Origin of the sequence: Leptospira venezuelensis, from assembly GCF_002150035.1 — a bacterium.
Classification (GTDB): Bacteria; Spirochaetota; Leptospiria; order Leptospirales; family Leptospiraceae; genus Leptospira_B; species Leptospira_B venezuelensis.
The window spans coordinates 689,958-707,847 of the sequence record NZ_NETS01000011.1 but is presented as its reverse complement, the minus strand read 5'-3'; the positions used below and the strand labels follow the sequence as shown (position 1 = coordinate 707,847).

The window sequence follows — 17,890 nt, the reverse complement described above, 5'->3', positions numbered from 1 at the left end:
GTTTTTGAGAAAAAGGAACTCTTAAATATAACTCTAAAAAGGAACGGATTCTAAGAACTAGGGTCCAATTAAAGCTTTTCGAAAAGTAAAAAATTCATCCCGTTTTTCTCATCCTTTCTTTTCAGTTCAAAATTTTTATATGATATAGTTTTGATCAAATCATCTATCGGAAGTATGAGTTTGTTATACGAACTGGAAGAAACAGACCAACCTTTATCAGTCTTTTCATGAAATATATCCGTAATATCAACTTTATCTTGAAAGAATTGTAATTGGCATGAGAAAATTTGGGATTCATCTGAACGGACTACAAAAATACTTTTTTCTCCCGGCTTTCCATGGCTCAGATCTCGATAACCTAAAATTAATTTACTTCCTGGAGAAAGGAAACTAGACCAAAGACTTATAGTAGTCTCCCAATCTTTTTCTGATTCTAAATGAGTGATCGTATCTCCCATACATAAAAGGATTTCCGGAGAAACTCCTTGGTATAAGTCTCTAGATCTAATATCTGCAACTTTGGTTCTGATCTTTGTGTCCGATTTTCTGTCCTTGATCTCCGATAATAATTTTTCGCTGAAGTCAATTGCTAAGACCTGAAATCCTAATTCTTCCAATGGAATGGATTGTATTCCGCTGCCTGCTCCTAGATCCCAAGCGACTCCATTTCCTTGGGGAGAAATTTCGAAGGATCTGAATAATTCTAATTGTTCCTTTTCTTTCGAAGAAAGATCTCCCAACATCCAGGAATATTTTTGAGCTAAGAAGTTTTCGTAATGTGATTTAGGAGTTTGCATTAAGTTAATTTGTAAATTAGGACTTCTTTTTCTCTTCCTTTTACCTTTACAGGGGGAAGGGACTCTGCCTCTAAGAAATGTTTTACATGTTCATAAACTGTATCTGTCGCTAAAATTTCACTTCCAAAATCTTTGTTCAATTGTTCCACTCTAGAAGCTAGATTGACAGTATCTCCGATGATTGTGTACTCTTTTCTTTGAGAAGAACCTACACTTCCTGTCATTGCTTCTCCGAAATGTAAACCTATTCCGATTTTTGTTTCAGGGATTTTGCCGGAGATATTCATTTCTATTACTTTTTTCTGAATTTCTAACGAAGCAGAAACTGCATTTTTTGCATCTTTTCCATTGTCTGAGAGAGGTGCTCCGAATACTGCCATAAATCCATCTCCCAAAAATTTATTAATGATACCATTATGTTTGTTCACAATCTCTATCATATCTTCGAAAAGAGTATTTAGGTAAGAGATTACTTCTGAAGGACTTTTATCCTCCGAAAATTTTGTGAAGTTACGAATATCCAAAAACATTACACATACATCCTTGTTTTCGGATGCGGTATCCGCTTTTTGGCTCATCAGTTTATCCACGACAGATGGAGAAACATATTGTCCAAACATTCCCAAAATTTCGTTCCTTTCTTCTAAACGTTCTACTGAGTTTTTTAATACCTTTTTGAGTCTTAGGCCTACTAGTCCTGCCACGATCCCCGACGCTAAAAATAATCCTGAGCGCATATAAGTTGGAATCTTAGAATAGAAGAAACTATATGCAGATTCTCCGTCCAGAGGGGACTCAGGCACGAAGAACAAACCAGTGACTAAGTATTGGATTGCAGCAATAGCTCCTGTGAAAAGCGAAAGTCCAAACTCCATTCTGAGAACAGAAAGTATTATGAAAATTAAATATAGATTTGAAATAGGGGAGTTTAAAGGAACTACCGGGTGAGAATGTTTTTGGATTAGAATGAATAATATGATCCCAGGAAGGGATGTTTCTATGAGCGTATTCCCGAATCTGGGTAGAAGTGGAAGTTTAAATCCGTTTGCTTTTAGATAATTCAGTAATTTTAAGAATCCGAATTCGTAAACTGTTCCAAATGCCAATGCTCCTATCAGTACTTCAAATGGAAAATCTATCCCGGTGCTCTGGTTAAATTCCTCTTTTAAAAATAGGAATAGGATACTCCAGGAAACTGCTGCAAATGCGAAAGCCGCTAAAAGGATCTTACTTCGGATCTGTTCGCTGGCTAGGATCTCTTTTTCCAAGGTGTTTGAAAGGGTTTCGAAATGTTTGGATAGCATGGATGATTCCTAACAAGAGCTAGAATTTTCGAAATATATTCGTTTTCTCCTTTCTTTAAGCAAGAGAAAATTTTCAAAGAAGAAGGTCCCAATTACAAGAGAATGTTCTAGGATCAGGACCCAGTCCCTATCGTAATATGGATAAGAAGAATAAGTGGAATAAGATAATATCCAAATAGAAGAAGCAACTAAAGGCCAAATCATTTTTGTAAAAACTGAAGCTGCTAGGATTGGAAGAAAATACCAAGGATGTACAGTGCTCGAAAACAAATAATAAATTCCACATAAATGGATCCAGACTGTAAGGAGAAAAATTGTTTTGTTCTTTGTTTCGATTTTAGAAGTTCTGAAAGAATAAAAAGAAATTGTAAAGATACTTAAAATACCTAATAAAATTCCTGTAGAGTATGGATACCAAGTGTGCCTGATTAAATTTTTCAGAAGATAGTAAAATCCTCCATGGAATTCGAATAAAGTAAAATAGACTCCTATTCCTTTTCTCCAATGTTCTTCTAAAATTTTTTCTCCAGCTTCTGAAAATAAAAACCAACCAAATGTAGATCCGAATATTATAAAACTTGCACTGAATAACAATAGAATTTTGCGACCAGTGGACCTTCTACACCAATAGAAAAACAAAAAGGGCAGGGCGAGTAGAGGAAGTATTTTAGTTAGGATGGAAGTTATATAAAATACAATTCCGCTCAAAACTTTTTCCTTTTCCCAAGAGAGTATTCCTAAGAATACAAAGAAAAATAGGATAGGCTCCGGATGACCATTTCCAATTCCTTCCCATAGCACGAGTGGATGGAGCCAGTATGTGAGAAAATTCCCGGACCCTTCTTCTTTTTTTCTTTTTGAAAATATATAAAGAATTCCTAATTCAAATAAAATTAAAATACCTTTCCAGATAGAGATCGCCCAGAAAATGGAAAGTCCTCTTTTTAAGAAGAATACCGGAACCAAAAATAAAAACTGCAGTACGGGTGGATAAACAGAGTAATAATTGGGAGAATTCATTTTGGAGAGTAGTTCCTTCTCCAAGTTTTGGTCGAATCCCAATTTTATATTTATAGGAAGTTCCGAATAAGGGGAGATACCTTCCGAAACTAAAAGACCATCCCATAAAAAACGAAATGTATCTTCCGACAAAAATACGGGAGTGAATAGGAAGCAAACCCTCAGTAAGATCCCTGCCCAGACCCCGATTTTCTCTCTTCTGTCCGAAAAGAATTTTAGGAATACAAAGTAGAAGCTCAGGCTAAGGAAGAATGCTCCAGAGAGTTGCCAGATATCACTCCTTTGGAAAAACAATGGGAATAGTGCGAGTGGAAGTGCCCAAAGGAGTAAAATTGTAGAAGTGCCTACATTTAGCCGCCAGTTATTTATATCTCGTACAATTATATTAACCATTTTGTTCAATATAGCGAAAATATTCTTGAGTTCTCAGATGTATTGGTCTAACTAGGCGAAAAGGTATTGGGCAAGAAAGAATGATTCGAATTGGTAATTTCCCAGACACTGTTAATGAATATGCGGCTAGGACCGTTGCGGGCCTTGTTGTCATCTTAAGTTTGGCCGCGATAATTACGCAATCGCTTTGGTTAGCGGGAGCTTTGTTCTACGGATTTTCCGCTAGAGTATTGTACGGGCCTAAGTTCTCACTGTTTGCAAAACTCGCTATACATGGGATCGTACCGTTACTTGGTCTTGGGTCCAAAACAGTGGCAGGCCCTCCTAAAAGATTCGCTCAATTTGTGGGAGTTATCTTTAGCGGAACTGCATTCATACTATTATTCTTCGGACAAGTATTCTCATTCCAAGTTGTTCTTGGAGTTCTTGTAATTTTTGCAAGTTTAGAATCTATTTTGGGATTCTGTGCAGGTTGTTTTGTTTTCGGATTTCTGATACAATGGGGATGGATTCCTGAGGAAGTCTGCGAGAAGTGCAATAATATCCAATTCGCGATTAAAAAATAAATTAAACGATGGAGGCCTTTTGTGGCGCAGGAAACAACTTATTACAAGCCGGAAGATCTAAAAAAATTCGGGAATATAGGAGAATTCGAGCCTGATCTAGCAAAAAAATTTTTTGATTATTACGGAGCAGTTTTTGCGGATGGAGCCTTATCTGCTAAAGAAAAATCATTAATCGCTCTTGCAGTTGCCCATGTTGTACAATGTCCTTATTGTATTGACGCTTACACAACTGATACTGTAGAAAAAGGTGTAACCGAAGAACAGATCTGGGAAGCGATCCACGTGGGAGCAGCGATCCGAGGTGGAGCTACTCTTGTTCATAGCGTACAAGCATTAAACAAAGTAAAAGAACTCGGTTTATAAGGAGTTTCTAAAGTATGAAATCCCTATTAGCAAGAGGGAGCGAGCTCGCTTCTTCCAAAGAACAATTGAAAATTCTTACGGAAGTTTCCGGAAAATTGGGTCTGCCTAGTTTTTCAGATAAATTAAAAGAAGCGGCACTCTATCCTTTGCGCCCTACCGGGGTGGACATACTACAAGTGAACGTGGGGAAACTCTGCAACCAGACCTGCAAACATTGTCATGTGGATGCCGGTCCGGATCGCAGGGAGATCATGAGCAAGGAAACCATGGAAGAATGTCTGGTGGCCTTAGCAACTCCCGGTGTGAATACTTTGGATATCACAGGAGGAGCTCCTGAGATGAATCCTAATTTTAGATGGTTCGTGGAAGAAGCTTCCAAATTAGGGAAGAAGATCATGATCCGTTGCAATCTTACCATTCTTCTGGCTGGAGAAAAATACAAAGACCTTCCTGAATTTTTCGCGAAACATAAGGTGGAAGTGGTTTCAAGTCTCCCTTATTTCCAGAAAAGAAGAACGGATGCTCAAAGAGGAGAAGGTGTATTCGACCGTTCTATTGAAGCATTAAGAAAATTGAATTCTATCGGATACGGTATTCCTGGTTCCGATCTTATATTAAATTTAGTTTATAATCCTGTGGGCTCTTTTCTTGCAGGAGGGCAATCCACGTTAGAGAACGATTTTAAAAAGGAATTGAAGCAGATCTACGATGTTCAATTCAATTCTTTATTTGCTCTTTCCAATATGCCAATTAGCAGATTTTTGGAATCCTTACTCGAAAGCGGCAACTTAGAGGCTTATTTAGAAAAATTAGTAACTGCTTTTAATCCAGTAGCTGCTACAGGCGTTATGTGCCGTAACACATTAAGTGTAGGTTGGGAAGGAAGTCTATATGATTGCGATTTTAACCAAATGTTGGATATGAAGATAGAAGGGAAGATCTCCAAAATTTCAGAATTCAACAAATCCGTATTGGATTCCAGAGAGATCTTATTACACCAACATTGTTATGGATGTACCGCTGGTGCAGGTTCATCCTGTGGCGGTTCCATCGCTTAGCAAAAAAGTAAAGAAACCTGACTTTTTTTCCAAATATTGAGACAAATTGACAGTAATTAACATCAATTTCTTTCTTTGTTTAAATATTGAGATTGAAACTCAGACCCGTTCTTGAAAAAGAGTATTAGGAACGACTGTTCTGTGGAGACAACCTAAAATGAAACAAAAAGCTATATGGTTATTATTGGTACTTTTGCTCTCGGCTTCTTTCGTGGATTGTAAAAAGGAAGATGGTAGCGACCTAACAAACTTAGCGCTATTAAACGCACTTGGCGGTGGGGGAGATTGTTTAGTAGCCTTCCCAGGTAAAGCATCAGTAGGCGTAAACCGTACTCGTGCAATAGAAGGGGCTGGTGCTACTAGTGTAATCTGGGGAAGAATCCCATTCGTGAATCACCCTATTGCAATTGTAGAAGCTTTAGGCATGCAGAATGGTGACACCGTAACATTTACTGGAGTCGATGTAATTGCAAATCCAGAAGCCGGAGGAGATGAGCCGGTCGTTTATGAAAGTGCTGACTGTCCTTTAGCAGAATCTACTATTGTAGATGGATTTGTTCCTTTCAATAGCACAAACCGAAACGGTGCTGGGCCATATGTATGGACTAATGATAATGCTCCCGGTTCTTATTATTTCTTGCTATACATTGTTGGAACTACAGCTCCTGCTGCAACAATCGAACGCAATTAATTTGAAAATCGATTTCCTCCGCTTCCGAGCGGAGGGGATCATTCACTTCTTTCCTGAACTTTTAATGATCGCATCTACCATCTCCGGTAAATCGTCTAACGCAGAAATTTTTCCAGTCAGTTTCCAGATCTGTAATACACCTTCGTAACAAGCGAATATCTTTCGAGCCAAGGTTTGTGTGTCCGCGGTCTTTGGTATCTGTCCTTGTCCCTTCTTTTGCATTTCTTTTAAATAGATAGAAAGAAAGTCTACTGTCCGTAGGGCCAATTTTTTAACTTCTTCCGAGATGGAAGGAGAAGTGGATGCAATTTGAGCTGCGGTGTTTGCCATTGGGCAACCTGCAAACTCACTGTTCCTGGTTTGTCTTCTTAGGATATGGGTCCAGGCTTGGATAAAGTCCCGCGCATTCTCCGATCTGGACTGTAACTTTTCTAATAATACGAGCTGTTCCTTTCCGTAAAATTCTATGTATGCCTTTCCTAAAGAATCCTTAGAGGGGTAGTAATCGTAAAAGCTTGCCTTTGCAGTCTGAGATTCTTGGATGATCTGGTTGATCCCTGTGTTCCCATACCCTTGGGTTTGGAAAAGTCGAACCGCAGTTTCCAAAATCCTATCTTTTACTCCTTTTTCTTTGGTTGACATTTTTTTCTTCCTGGGGTTGAATAACAGACAGACTTGTCTGTCCGGTCCTTTCTTATTCCAGAAAGACCGAAATTTGTTAAAATGCAAGTCTAAATCGGAGGTCTATATGTCTTCTTTATCCTCAGAAACCGAATCCATTGATATTTCAGGAATTGCTTCCAGTGTGGAAGAGGCAATCTTTACCCGCCACAGTATCCGGGACTATCTTTCTAAACCTGTAGAAGATTCCGTATTAAAGGAATTATTCTCTAAATCTCTGCGTGCTCCAAGTTGGAAAAACAGCCAACCTTGGAAGGTGCATGTGGTGAGTGGCTCTAGACGAGATAGAATGGCGGAACTATTACAAGAAAGAGCAAAACAGTCCGAAACTCCAGTGCCTGATACGATTTGGCCAACCGGTTTTCCTGCGGATGCGAAACGTAGAATGTTTGATCTTGGAATGAAGATATATGGTGCAGCGGGTATTGAAAGAAAAGACAAAGAAGCGAGAGATAAGTTTATGCTTCGGAATTTCGAGTTTTTTGGAGCTCCTACAGCAGTATTTATCACGACTGAATTCGAACTTAATTTTTATATCGCATTGGACATCGGATGTTTCTTGAATACAGTTATGCTTCTTGCCAGAAGTTACGGACTAGGAACTGTTCCCCAGGCTGCATTATCTGCCTTTCCGGAAGTGGTCCGAAAAGAATTAGGTCTATCAGAATCAGAAAAAATTGTCTGCGGCCTAAGTCTGGGTTATCCTAAGCCCGACTCAACATTAAATAAGTTTCATACACCGAGAGAGGAAGTTTCCGATTTAGTGAAATTTTACACGTAAAATATTTTACACAGAGCTCACTGAGAACTCGGAGTTTTCAAGATCCTTGGCTTCTGTGGTCTGTGTGTAATCTTAACGCAAAATTAACGCAAATATAGTTTCTTCTCATGCGGGTTCGCATTGACGAATTCCAAAAAACAGGTTAGGTTTTTGGAATAGACGGAATGTTTCCGCCTGGGAGGAATCTTGTCTTATACATTTCTAATCGTTTTAGTCATCGCATTATGCGGTTATCTCTCCTTCTCCATTTTAAAACCGGAAAAATTTTAGGAGAAATAAATGAACGGAAACGACTCTATCTTCTTCTTTTTATATTTTACAGTTTTATTTCTTCTATCTCCTTTTTTAGGAATTTATATAGCAGATCTCCTTAAGGGAGAAGTTTCCAAACGTTTTCGATTCTTTGCCAGAACCGAATCTTTTCTCTATAAGATTTCTGGAATAAGAGAGGATCAAAATTCTGATTGGAAAAATTATTTACTAGATATTGGGATTTTTACCTTTTTTGGTTTAATCTTGGTAGTACTAGGGCTTCATTTCCAAAACTTTCTTCCAGGAAACCCGGAAGGAAAGTTAGGAGTTCCTTGGGATCTCGCCTGGAATACTTCCGTTAGTTTTGTAACAAACACGAATTGGCAGTCTTATTCTGGGGAAGTTTCCCTTTCTTATTTAAGCCAGATGTTGCTTCTGGGAGTGCAGAATTTTGTAAGCGCGGGCGTGGGGATTGCAGCTCTTGCAGCTATGGCAAGAGGAATGATCTCTAAACCAGGTGAATATTCCGGCATAGGTAACTTCTATATAGATTTAACCAGAAGTATATTATATATTCTTTTACCAATTTCTATCTTAGTCGCGTTTATCTTGGTCTCCCAAGGAGTAGTTATGGATTTTTCCAAATATGTGGATTCGATCGGGGTCGAAGGCAATGCGGTAAAAATCCCTCTTGGCCCTGCAGCTTCTCAAATTGCGATCAAACAATTGGGAACCAATGGGGGAGGATTTTTTGGAGTCAACTCAGCTCATCCTTTTGAGAACCCTACAGTTTTTTCCAGCTGGGTGCAATGTATTTTGATCCTACTTCTTCCGGGAGCATTACCTTTTGCTTATGGAAGATGGGTTGGTTCTTGGAAGGCAGGTCTTTCTATATTTTTGGGGATGACATTTCTATTTGTGATAAGCCTTTCCATCTCACTTTGGTCGGAAAGTAATTTTATAGGAAACTGGGAAGGTAAGGAAATCAGGTTCGGAGTGGCCCAAAGTGTACTTTGGGAAATAGCGACCACGGCAGCATCTAATGGTTCTGTGAACGCTATGCATGATAGTTTTTCTCCTCTTGCAGGGGGACTTGCAGTTTGGAATATTCTTCTAGGAGAAGTTGTATTCGGTGGAGTGGGTGTTGGATTAATCGGAATGTTATTCTACGTGATTCTGACAGTATTTATTGCGGGACTCATGGTCGGTCGAACTCCTGAATATTTCGGAAAGAAAATAGAAGCTAAGGAAGTGAAACTTGCACTCATAGGTGTTTTGGTGCCTGGACTTTGCATTCTATTATTCACCGCATTTTCTCTTCTTCATGAATCTGCACTTTCTTCTCGGACGAATTTAGGACCTCATGGTCTAACTGAAATATTATACGCATTTGCGTCCGCGTCGGGAAATAACGGATCAGCGTTTGCAGGTTTGAATACGAATACTCCATTTTATAATTTTGCTCTTTCTGTTTGTATGTTGATAGGAAGATTTGCTGTGATCATTCCAGCTCTGGGGCTAAGCGGAGCCTTATTGGGTAAGAAGATTGCTCCAAAGGGAGATGGAACTTTCTCAACAGAAAGTCCTCTGTTTGTAATACTTCTTCTTTCTGTAATCTTTTTGGTAGGAGCTCTAACGTTTCTTCCGGTTTTAGTCTTAGGACCTGGAAGTGAACATATTCTTCTTCATTCCGGTTCTAAATTTTAAGGTTTAATATAATGAAAAATAAAAATTCATCTTTTTTTCAGGATCCTAAGTCTTTGCTAAAAGCTATTTTGGATTCTTTCCTGAAATTGGATCCGAAAATTCAATGGAAAAATCCTGTGATGTTTATCGTATACATAGGAGCAATATTAAGTTCTTATGATTTGGTCTTTCATCCTGTAAATTTTAGTTTTGGCCTGCAAATTTCTATTTGGTTATGGGCCACAGTCTTGTTCGCAAATTTTGCAGAAGCTTTAGCAGAAGGTAGGGGAAAGGCAAAAGCAGAATCCCTGAAAAAAACAAGAAAGGAATCCAAAGCGAATAAATTAAACGGAAATTCTGTAGTTATAGTTCCTTCTTCCGAGTTAAGAACTGGAGATAAGGTAGTTTGTAAAGCAGGAGACCAAATACCGGGTGATGGTGAGGTGGTAGAAGGTATCGCATCCGTGGATGAGTCTGCTATAACCGGAGAGTCCGCACCAGTAATTCGGGAATCAGGAGGGGACAGATCTGCAGTTACCGGGGGCACAAAAGTTTTAAGTGATAGGATCGTAGTTCAGATCACAACAGATCCCGGAAAAACTTTCATTGATAAGATGATCTCTCTTGTAGAAGGAGCTTCTAGGCAAAAGACTCCGAATGAGATCGCGCTTTCGATCCTTCTTTCTGCATTATCTTTGGTTTTTTTAGTAGCGATTACATCACTGGTGCCAGCAGTCTTCTATAGCCAAAAAGAAGGAGGTGGAAATTTAGGACTTTCAGGTTCTTTTCCTGCGTTAGTTGGTCTTCTAGTTTGTTTAATCCCCACTACAATCGGTGGGTTATTGTCCGCAATTGGGATCAGCGGTATGGATAGGCTTATGAGAAGGAACGTAATTGCCAAATCGGGAAGAGCAATAGAAGCAGCCGGAGATATAGATGTTCTCCTTTTAGATAAAACAGGAACAATCACTTTAGGGAACCGAATGGCAACGAGATTCCTTCCTGCTCCAGGAATTTCAGAAAAGAATATTGCCGATGCTGCGCAACTTGCTTCCCTTTCTGACGAAACACCGGAAGGAAGATCGATTGTAGTACTCGCAAAAGAAAAATTCGATCTAAGAGGAAGGAATTTATCAGAGTTAGGAGGGCGATTTGTTCCTTTTACTGCTAAAAGTAAAATGAGCGGTGTTGACTTTGATCCCGACGCAGAAGGAAAAACAAGACCTTCGATCCGAAAGGGAGCTTCTGAATCCATCCGAAATTATATTACCGGTTTAGGTGGAGAATATCCAAAAGAGATTTCGGATATTGTAGATGAGATTGCAAGAGAGGGAGGAACTCCTCTGGTTGTCTCGGAAGGAAGAGAAATTTTAGGTGTCATTCACTTGAAAGATATCGTAAAAGGTGGGATCAAAGAAAGATTTTCAAGGCTTAGGCAAATGGGAATTCGAACAGTGATGATCACCGGGGACAATCCTTTAACTGCGGCAGCGATTGCTGCGGAAGCTGGAGTGGATGATTTTATTGCAGAAGCAACTCCAGAAACGAAACTAAAACGTATCCGTGAAGAACAATCCGGTGGGAAACTTGTAGCAATGATAGGTGACGGAACAAATGACGCACCAGCTTTAGCACAAGCGGATGTGGGTGTTGCGATGAATACAGGAACCCAAACAGCAAGAGAAGCTGGGAATATGATCGATTTGGATAGTAATCCGACTAAACTAATTGAAATCGTAGAGATTGGAAAACAACTTCTTATGACAAGAGGTTCTTTGACTACTTTTAGTATTGCAAATGATGTTTCTAAATATTTTGTGATCCTTCCTGCGATGTTTGCTGGATTATTTCCCATCGCTGGAGTAGGTGCTTTATCTATTTTGAATATTCTTGGTTTTGCAAGTTCTGAATCTGCGGTTTTAAGTGCAGTGATTTTTAATGCGCTTATCTTGGTATTTTTGGTTCCCCTCGCATTAAAGGGAGTGAGTTATAGGCCAGCGGGTGCAGATTCAGTTCTGGCCCGAAATGTGTTTATCTATGGTTTAGGCGGACTCATACTTCCTTTTTTCGGGATAAAAGGTATCGATCTGATTTTAAGTTTTACTAAAGGGGTGTTCGCATGATAAGGGCTCTCTTACAATTAGGGCTTTGGACTTTTGTCTGTGGGATTATTTATCCTGCTCTAGTATTTGGATTTTCTAAATTAACTTTTCCAAAGGAAAGTTCAGGCTCTTTGATTGCGTTAAATGGAAAAATAGTCGGTTCCGAATTACTTGCTCAGTCTTTCGATTCACCTGAATATTTTCATTCTAGACCTTCTGCAGTAGGATATGATCCTTCTTCTTCCGGCGCTTCTAATCTTGGACCTACTAGTTCTCAACTTTCTAAAAAAGTAGATGAGAGGAAAGACTATTGGATCGCTCTTGGAGGAGCAGAGCCTGTTCCTCTTGAACTATTGTATTCATCCGGAAGTGGATTAGATCCCCATCTGAGCCCGGAAGCTGTGAAATATCAAATTCCAATTGTTGCGAAATCGAATGGAATTTCAGAAGGTAGATTGATTCAATTGGTAGAAGACTCAATAGAATCGCCTAAATGGGGATTGTTCGGTTCTGCTAAGATCAATATTCTAAAATTGAATCTAAGGTTGAGATCGGTTTACTTAGAGAAGAATATTCTTAAAAATTAAAGTACATAGAGTGAGACCTGCAGAAGAAAATAGACCTGATCCGGATGAGTTACTTTCCAGGATTGGAGGAGAAAATTCTAAAACCAGAGGAAAATTGAAAATTTTCTTCGGTATGGCCGCAGGTGTAGGCAAAACGTTTGAAATGCTTCGAGATGCTCAAAAAGCAAAATCGGAAGGAGTCGATGTTTGGATCGGTTATCTAGAAACTCATAATAGAAAAGAAACGGAAGCTCAGGCAGAGGGACTTTCTATTATTCCGAGAAAAAGATTTAAATATAAATCGGTTGATTTGGAAGAAATGGATCTGGATGCGATTCTGGAGAAAAAACCGGATCTGATATTAATAGATGAACTTGCTCATACAAATGTTCCTGGTTCTAGACATCCAAAAAGATACCAAGACGTTCTGGAAATTTTAGACCAAGGAATAAATGTTTATTCTACTTTGAATGTACAACATTTGGAAAGTAGGGCGGGCATAGTAGAAGAAATTTCGGGTGCTCCTGTTGGGGAAAGAGTTCCAGACTCTATTTTAGAAATTGCTGATGAAGTCGAATTGATCGATCTTGTACCTGATGACCTAATCAAACGTTTGAAAGAAGGTAAGGTTTATCCTTCTGACAAGGTTCCCCAGGCCTTACATTCTTTTTTTAAGGTCCCAAATCTAACCGCTCTTAGGGAACTTTCTTTAAATTTTACCTCTAAACTTGTGGACCGAGAGCTTTCTAGATTAGAGCCAACAAAAGACTCCAAACTTTCAGATAAAATATTAGTGGCAGTGTCTTCTTCTCCGCAAGCAGCTAATTTGATACGTTATGCAAAACGGATTTCCTTCGGATTAAAATGTCCTTTGGTTGCAGTACATGTGGACGATGGGAATGTATTGGCTCGAGAAGCGAAGGATCTGATAAGGGAAAACTTAGCTCTTGCGCGAGAGTTGGGTGCAGAGATCCTGAATTTTTCAGATAGAGATCCAGTTCTTGGGATCGTAAGAGCAATTAATCGTACTAAGGCGACTCATGTAGTCATTGGAAGAAGTGGTAAGTCTAAACTTTCTAAAGTTTTAACAGGTGGTTCATTTGTAGAAAAACTGAGTGAACAACCTGGAGATTTTCAAATACTTCTTGCCCCTACTGAAATTATTAAAGAGGTAACTAAAGTCCGGTTAGGATTTTTTACGAAAGGGACCAGATCTAAACCAATCCAATATTTTCTTTCCTTTTTAGCATTACTTGGTATCACTTCTTTTAACCTTTTGTTAAACATTTTTGCAGGTTATTGGTCGATTGGACTAGTATATCTGTTTTTTATAATGTTTGTGGCTTTATTTGCAGGAAGAGGTCCTGTTTTAGTCACTGCTTCTTTGAGCGCTATCTTCTGGAACTTTTTATTCATCCCTCCTAAGTTTACCTTCTATATTGAAAAAGTAGAAGATTGGATGATGTTCGGAACTTATTTCGTATTAGCCTTAGTCTTAGGAGTCCTCACCACGAGGTTAAGGGATAGAGAAGAAGCATTGCAAGCAGGTGAAGAGGCACTCTCCGGTCTTTATCGACTTTCAGTAGCATTATCTAAAACCCATAGCGTGGATGAGATCGCATCAGTTGCCATAGAGACAATCGAGGAGACATTCCAATCTTCGGTTTTGATCTTGCTCACGGATCAGGATTTGTATCTTTCTCACACTCCTCATCCAAAAAGTGGCTTTAAGCTCGATATGAAAGAGTCAGCTCTTGCAGCTTGGACTTTTCAAAATAGAAAACCGTCCGGAAAAGATACTGACACTGTTCCAATGTCTAAAGGCTTGTATCTTCCTTTACTCACTCCAGGAGGATGTTTCGGAGTGGTGGGACTCGACAGAGAAAATAAGGAAAGTCTGGAATTAGAAGAAGAGACTCTTTTGTTTTCTATGTTAAACCAAATTGCTTTAGCATTAGAAAGAATACAATTACTTGGAATTCGTGCAAATGCAAAGCTAGTGGAAGAATCCGAAAAATTTTATTCCGCGTTATTTAATTCAGTCAGTCATGATTTCAGAACCCCTTTGACTGTGATCCGTGCATCATTGGATCTCTTGGAAGCTGGCGCCAAAAAGGATGAAAAAGAAAGGTCTCAGCTATTTTCTGAAATAAGAATCGCTTATAAAAAATTAGATAGATTGGTAGTGGATCTTCTGGATATGTCCAGATTGGAATCAGGAAGATTGATGTTAGATCTCCAATGGGAAGACCCTATAGATCTGGTGAATGAGACGATTCAGATTGCAGAATATGAAAAGGGAGAACATACATTATCAGTCCAAACAGATGACAGTATGCCTCTTGTTAGAATGGATAGAAGACTGATGATACAAGTTTTGGTGCATCTTTTGCAAAATGCATTTTTACATACTGAAAAAAATAGTACGGTTATAGTAAGAGCAAGTGTTCCGAAGGATCATCTTCTATTAACGGTAGAGGATAATGGACCAGGGATTCCGGTTGGACAAGAGGATAGAATTTTCGAAAAATTTACCAAGGTTTCAGGTTCTATGCAAGGAACGGGTCTTGGACTTTCTATATGCAAAGGACTTGTGGAAGCGCAAGGTGGAAAGATCTGGGCGGAGAATAGACAAGAAGGGGGAGCTAGATTCCTGATTAGGATCCCCGTGCTTACTTTTCCTCCTTTGGGGGATTCAATTGTCTAGTCCAATCATAATGATCATAGATGACGAGATCCAGATCCGTCGATTGCTCCGAGTTGCTCTGGAAAAGGAAGGTTATAAGGTAGAAGAAGCAATTTCAGTAGATGATGCATTATCAAAAGTTTATATGGTTCGTCCAGATTCTATTATCTTGGATTTAGGTTTACCTGAGAAAGGTGGGGATGAATTCCTAAAGAAGATAAGAGAGTCCGGTTCTAAAATTCCTGTATTAGTTTTAAGTGTTAGAGATTCAGAAAAAGATAAGATCCTTTTGCTGGATAATGGAGCAGATGATTATCTTACCAAACCTTTCGGCATTGGAGAATTACTCGCAAGGATTAGGGTATTATTAAGACATTCTTCTCCAGAGAAAACGGATGTTAAAGTCAGGATTGGCCTTTTAGAGTTGGATTTTGGGACTAGAAAGGTTTTGAAAGAAGGTAAGGAAGTCCGACTAACGCCTACTGAATATTCTTTTTTGAAACTATTGGCCACTTATCCGGGAAAGATAGTGACCCAGACTCAAATCTTAAAAGAACTCTGGGGACCAAATCAAATGGCGGAATCCGGCTATTTGAGAGTGTACGTAAATCAGATCCGCAAAAAGATAGAAAAAGACCCGAGTAATCCTGAAATTCTGATCACGGAACCCGGGGTCGGTTACTTTCTAAAAATAGATACTTAATATCTTTATAATATTATTCTTTATAACGTACTAAGAATAGACCCGAACCGTCTGAAAGTTCCCAATTCCTAAATTCGGTTTCTTCTTCCCAAGTTTCAAGATCACAAATTACTAAATCTGCTTCGGAAAGAACCTGAGGATTTTCCCCTTTTAAGATTGTGATTTTTTCTTTTTTAAGAAGATTTCTTTCCTTTTGGGAGAATTGCAGAACTTTACCTTTTGGATCCCAGATAGAAAGTTTGGCTCCTATCTTTTTAGCCATTGCAAGGGCAAATCCTAATAGTTTTATGTCTTTGTCTGAATAAACTGCTAAGATAAAACGATCTAGATCCTTTAATTTTTCTGCGACCAGTATTCCCGCGTTTGTTTCCGATTCAGAAAGAAGTGTCCTGATCTTTCCACCGAGTACGTCGTCGCTGAATAAGGATCTTGCTCCTCCAGTCAGGAATATATTATAATTTCCTGATTGGATCGTTTTAAGAATGTCTCTTGTTACATTATCAGAAGGTTTGTATAGGGTCTTAAGTTTGATCCCAAGTTCTTTAGAAAGTTTAAATAAAGGTTCGAAACTTTTTTTCTCGTATTTTTGAGCGGTTTTTCCTGAGATCCAAGAATCAGGAGTAAGGTGAAGTGCAGTTACTTCTTTTGTTTTGTTTCCGTTTTGGAATAATCCGGAAGCTAGTCTTAAAAGATCTACTCCTCTGGAATGTAATGCGAAAGCGAGTAGTATACCTTCTTCTCTTTTATCTTTTACTACTGAGAAAATTCTCTCTATTAGATTTAAACTTGGACCGGTCATATATGTTGTGACCAATGCCATTAACACCATCATAGAGAAGATTTCTGAGGATAATACTCCTATATCATAACCGATATTGAGTACAATTAATTCCATTAGCCCTCTAGTATTCATGAGTGCGCCCAAGGACAGGGAATCTTTCCAGTTGTTTCCGGATGCTCTTGCGGCGATTGTACTTCCTGCAAATTTTCCTACAATAGCGACTGTAAGTACCATTAGGAAATCCCACCATAAATTTCCCTGGTTCAGTAGACCAATCTGAGTCCTGATTCCGGTTAGTGCAAAGAATAGTGGAAGAAAGATTGCGGTACTTAAATCTTCTACTTTTTCAGCGAGAAGAGTCCTAAGCTTTGGTTTGTCTGGCATGACAACACCTGCCAAGAAAGCTCCAAATAATGCATGTATTCCGATGGATTCAGTGATCCAAGCGGAAGCGATCGGGAAGAGAAGAAACAATGCCACTGCCATTTTGGTGAATGCTTCTCTGTTTGTGAAAATTCTTCCTGCTCTATGCATCGCAGGCTGTACGATCTTCCACATTATAATAACATAAATGATCGCTAGTATTATGGTGAATAAGGCTGCTAAAAGTCCTCCTGCTTGCACAAGAGCGATCACTATTGCAAGTAAACACCAAGCGGTTAAATCATCGGAAGCGGCACAGGTAAGTGCGAGGCCTCCTAATTTTGTTTTGGTAAGTCCTCTTTCTTGGACAATTCGGGCGAGCACGGGAAAGGCGGTTATACTCATTCCTATTCCCATAAATAAGGAGAAGGATAAGAATGTTACCTCAGGAGGAGCCAATGTTTTGTAAATGGAAAGTGCTAAGATGGCTCCGAGTAAAAATGGAAGAAGAATACTTGCATGTGAGATGAGTATTGCAGAATCAGCTTGGTTTCTAAGTATCTTTATATCCAATTCCATTCCTACAACGAACATGAAGAACACCAGACCAATCTGGCTTAATAGTTGTAAGGAACTTAAAGAGACTTTGGGAAATAGGAATTGATACTGTTCAGGGAATAATAACCCGAATAAAGATGGGCCTAATAATATACCTGCAAGTATTTCTCCTACTACGAAGGGTTGTCTTGCAATGACTGCAAGTTTACCCATTACTCGAGTAGCTGCAATTACGACTCCGATTTGTAATAATAGGAGTGGAAGGGGTTCATGGAAACCTTTCCATAGTTTTGACCCAGCTTTTTTCCAAATATCTATTGGATCTTCTGTGGACTCGACCGAGGTGGAAGAGCTGGATTCAATTCCGGCAACTTTACCTATTTCTAATGACTTGCCTTGTTTTGTTATAAAGAAAAAGGCTCCGAAAGAAAGTAATAACAGAGTTATGTAGAAAATCGCGTTTCGTTTCATCCTTAGAAAGAAACCCTCGGAATGTTGGAGTTCCTCCATACTATAAAAATGGAAAGAATGCGAAAAGG

The 17,890-nt window shown here is 39.0% G+C and carries 16 protein-coding genes; 11 read left to right on the top strand and 5 right to left on the bottom strand.

Going from position 1 to position 17,890, the window contains the following annotated elements:
• Positions 1-68 precede the first annotated feature (68 nt).
• From B1C82_RS19415 to B1C82_RS19405, 3 genes are read right to left on the bottom strand one after another with little or no spacing between them, the layout of a single operon-like run.
• Positions 69-797, bottom strand: coding sequence for a class I SAM-dependent methyltransferase (locus B1C82_RS19415; protein ID WP_086449182.1), 729 nt, complete (start codon positions 795-797; stop codon positions 69-71).
• Positions 797-2,101, bottom strand: coding sequence for an adenylate/guanylate cyclase domain-containing protein (locus B1C82_RS19410; RefSeq protein ID WP_086449181.1), 1,305 nt, complete (start codon positions 2,099-2,101; stop codon positions 797-799). The genes B1C82_RS19415 and B1C82_RS19410 overlap by 1 nt, the downstream gene beginning before the upstream one ends.
• A 9-nt stretch (positions 2,102-2,110) precedes the next feature.
• Positions 2,111-3,514, bottom strand: a complete 1,404-nt coding sequence (locus B1C82_RS19405; protein ID WP_086449180.1) for an MptA/MptB family glycosyltransferase — start codon at positions 3,512-3,514, stop codon at positions 2,111-2,113.
• Positions 3,515-3,594: 80 nt separating this feature from the next.
• On the opposite strand from B1C82_RS19405, the gene B1C82_RS19400 reads away from it, so the two are divergent.
• The 4 genes from B1C82_RS19400 to B1C82_RS19385 all read left to right on the top strand — a co-directional run bounded on the left by B1C82_RS19400 (position 3,595) and on the right by B1C82_RS19385 (position 6,192).
• The gene (locus B1C82_RS19400) at positions 3,595-4,080 is read left to right on the top strand and encodes a DUF4395 domain-containing protein (RefSeq protein ID WP_086449179.1); all 486 of its coding nucleotides are present in this window, start codon (positions 3,595-3,597) and stop codon (positions 4,078-4,080) included.
• Between the two features lie 21 nt (positions 4,081-4,101).
• Complete coding sequence (locus tag B1C82_RS19395) at positions 4,102-4,443, top strand: arsenosugar biosynthesis-associated peroxidase-like protein (protein WP_086449178.1); 342 nt, start codon at positions 4,102-4,104, stop codon at positions 4,441-4,443.
• Positions 4,444-4,457: 14 nt separating this feature from the next.
• The gene (gene arsS / locus B1C82_RS19390; RefSeq protein ID WP_086449177.1) at positions 4,458-5,501 is read left to right on the top strand and encodes an arsenosugar biosynthesis radical SAM (seleno)protein ArsS; all 1,044 of its coding nucleotides are present in this window, start codon (positions 4,458-4,460) and stop codon (positions 5,499-5,501) included.
• A gap of 157 nt (positions 5,502-5,658) precedes the next feature.
• Positions 5,659-6,192 carry an LIC20153 family lipoprotein gene (locus B1C82_RS19385; RefSeq protein WP_086449176.1) on the top strand — a complete coding sequence of 178 codons (534 nt, stop codon included), beginning with the start codon at positions 5,659-5,661 and terminating at the stop codon, positions 6,190-6,192.
• A 42-nt stretch (positions 6,193-6,234) separates the two neighbouring features.
• On the opposite strand, the gene B1C82_RS19380 is transcribed toward B1C82_RS19385, so the two are convergent.
• Positions 6,235-6,834, bottom strand: coding sequence for a TetR/AcrR family transcriptional regulator (locus tag B1C82_RS19380; protein WP_086449175.1), 600 nt, complete (start codon positions 6,832-6,834; stop codon positions 6,235-6,237).
• Between the two features lie 106 nt (positions 6,835-6,940).
• Here B1C82_RS19380 and B1C82_RS19375 point away from each other — a divergent pair, with 106 nt between their 5' ends.
• The 7 genes from B1C82_RS19375 (at position 6,941) to B1C82_RS19345 (ending at position 15,649) form a co-directional block, all read left to right on the top strand.
• Positions 6,941-7,654 carry a nitroreductase gene (locus tag B1C82_RS19375; protein ID WP_086449174.1) on the top strand — a complete coding sequence of 238 codons (714 nt, stop codon included), beginning with the start codon at positions 6,941-6,943 and terminating at the stop codon, positions 7,652-7,654.
• 186 nt (positions 7,655-7,840) lie between these two features.
• Entirely contained in the window at positions 7,841-7,924 is an 84-nt protein-coding gene (gene kdpF / locus B1C82_RS19370; RefSeq protein ID WP_008590037.1) for a K(+)-transporting ATPase subunit F, read from the top strand.
• 9 nt (positions 7,925-7,933) lie between these two features.
• Positions 7,934-9,613, top strand: a complete 1,680-nt coding sequence (kdpA, locus tag B1C82_RS19365) for a potassium-transporting ATPase subunit KdpA (RefSeq protein WP_086449173.1) — start codon at positions 7,934-7,936, stop codon at positions 9,611-9,613.
• A gap of 11 nt (positions 9,614-9,624) precedes the next feature.
• Positions 9,625-11,715, top strand: a complete 2,091-nt coding sequence (kdpB, locus tag B1C82_RS19360) for a potassium-transporting ATPase subunit KdpB (RefSeq protein ID WP_086449172.1) — start codon at positions 9,625-9,627, stop codon at positions 11,713-11,715.
• On the top strand, positions 11,712-12,281 hold the full coding sequence (gene kdpC, locus B1C82_RS19355; RefSeq protein WP_086449171.1) for a potassium-transporting ATPase subunit KdpC: 570 nt from the start codon (positions 11,712-11,714) through the stop codon (positions 12,279-12,281). Before kdpB ends, kdpC begins: the two co-directional genes overlap by 4 nt.
• 10 nt (positions 12,282-12,291) lie before the next feature.
• Complete coding sequence (locus B1C82_RS19350; RefSeq protein WP_086449170.1) at positions 12,292-14,967, top strand: sensor histidine kinase; 2,676 nt, start codon at positions 12,292-12,294, stop codon at positions 14,965-14,967.
• 10 nt (positions 14,968-14,977) lie between these two features.
• Complete coding sequence (locus B1C82_RS19345) at positions 14,978-15,649, top strand: response regulator (protein ID WP_086449169.1); 672 nt, start codon at positions 14,978-14,980, stop codon at positions 15,647-15,649.
• 13 nt (positions 15,650-15,662) lie between these two features.
• On the opposite strand, the gene B1C82_RS19340 is transcribed toward B1C82_RS19345, so the two are convergent.
• Complete coding sequence (locus B1C82_RS19340) at positions 15,663-17,822, bottom strand: cation:proton antiporter domain-containing protein (protein ID WP_167373777.1); 2,160 nt, start codon at positions 17,820-17,822, stop codon at positions 15,663-15,665.
• Between the last annotated feature and the right edge of the window lie 68 nt (positions 17,823-17,890).

Bases quoted from the DNA above. Each gene is read 5' to 3' on its own strand.
- B1C82_RS19405 (WP_086449180.1), bottom strand. From the start codon at position 3,514: ATGGTTAATATAATTGTACGAGATATAAATAACTGGCGGCTAAATGTA.
- kdpA (WP_086449173.1), top strand. From the start codon at position 7,934: ATGAACGGAAACGACTCTATCTTCTTCTTTTTATATTTTACAGTTTTA.
- B1C82_RS19415 (WP_086449182.1), bottom strand. From the start codon at position 797: ATGCAAACTCCTAAATCACATTACGAAAACTTCTTAGCTCAAAAATAT.
- B1C82_RS19340 (WP_167373777.1), bottom strand. From the start codon at position 17,822: ATGAAACGAAACGCGATTTTCTACATAACTCTGTTATTACTTTCTTTC.
- kdpC (WP_086449171.1), top strand. From the start codon at position 11,712: ATGATAAGGGCTCTCTTACAATTAGGGCTTTGGACTTTTGTCTGTGGG.
- B1C82_RS19410 (WP_086449181.1), bottom strand. From the start codon at position 2,101: ATGCTATCCAAACATTTCGAAACCCTTTCAAACACCTTGGAAAAAGAG.
- B1C82_RS19400 (WP_086449179.1), top strand. From the start codon at position 3,595: ATGATTCGAATTGGTAATTTCCCAGACACTGTTAATGAATATGCGGCT.
- B1C82_RS19375 (WP_086449174.1), top strand. From the start codon at position 6,941: ATGTCTTCTTTATCCTCAGAAACCGAATCCATTGATATTTCAGGAATT.
- arsS (WP_086449177.1), top strand. From the start codon at position 4,458: ATGAAATCCCTATTAGCAAGAGGGAGCGAGCTCGCTTCTTCCAAAGAA.
- B1C82_RS19380 (WP_086449175.1), bottom strand. From the start codon at position 6,834: ATGTCAACCAAAGAAAAAGGAGTAAAAGATAGGATTTTGGAAACTGCG.
- kdpB (WP_086449172.1), top strand. From the start codon at position 9,625: ATGAAAAATAAAAATTCATCTTTTTTTCAGGATCCTAAGTCTTTGCTA.
- B1C82_RS19385 (WP_086449176.1), top strand. From the start codon at position 5,659: ATGAAACAAAAAGCTATATGGTTATTATTGGTACTTTTGCTCTCGGCT.
- B1C82_RS19345 (WP_086449169.1), top strand. From the start codon at position 14,978: ATGATCATAGATGACGAGATCCAGATCCGTCGATTGCTCCGAGTTGCT.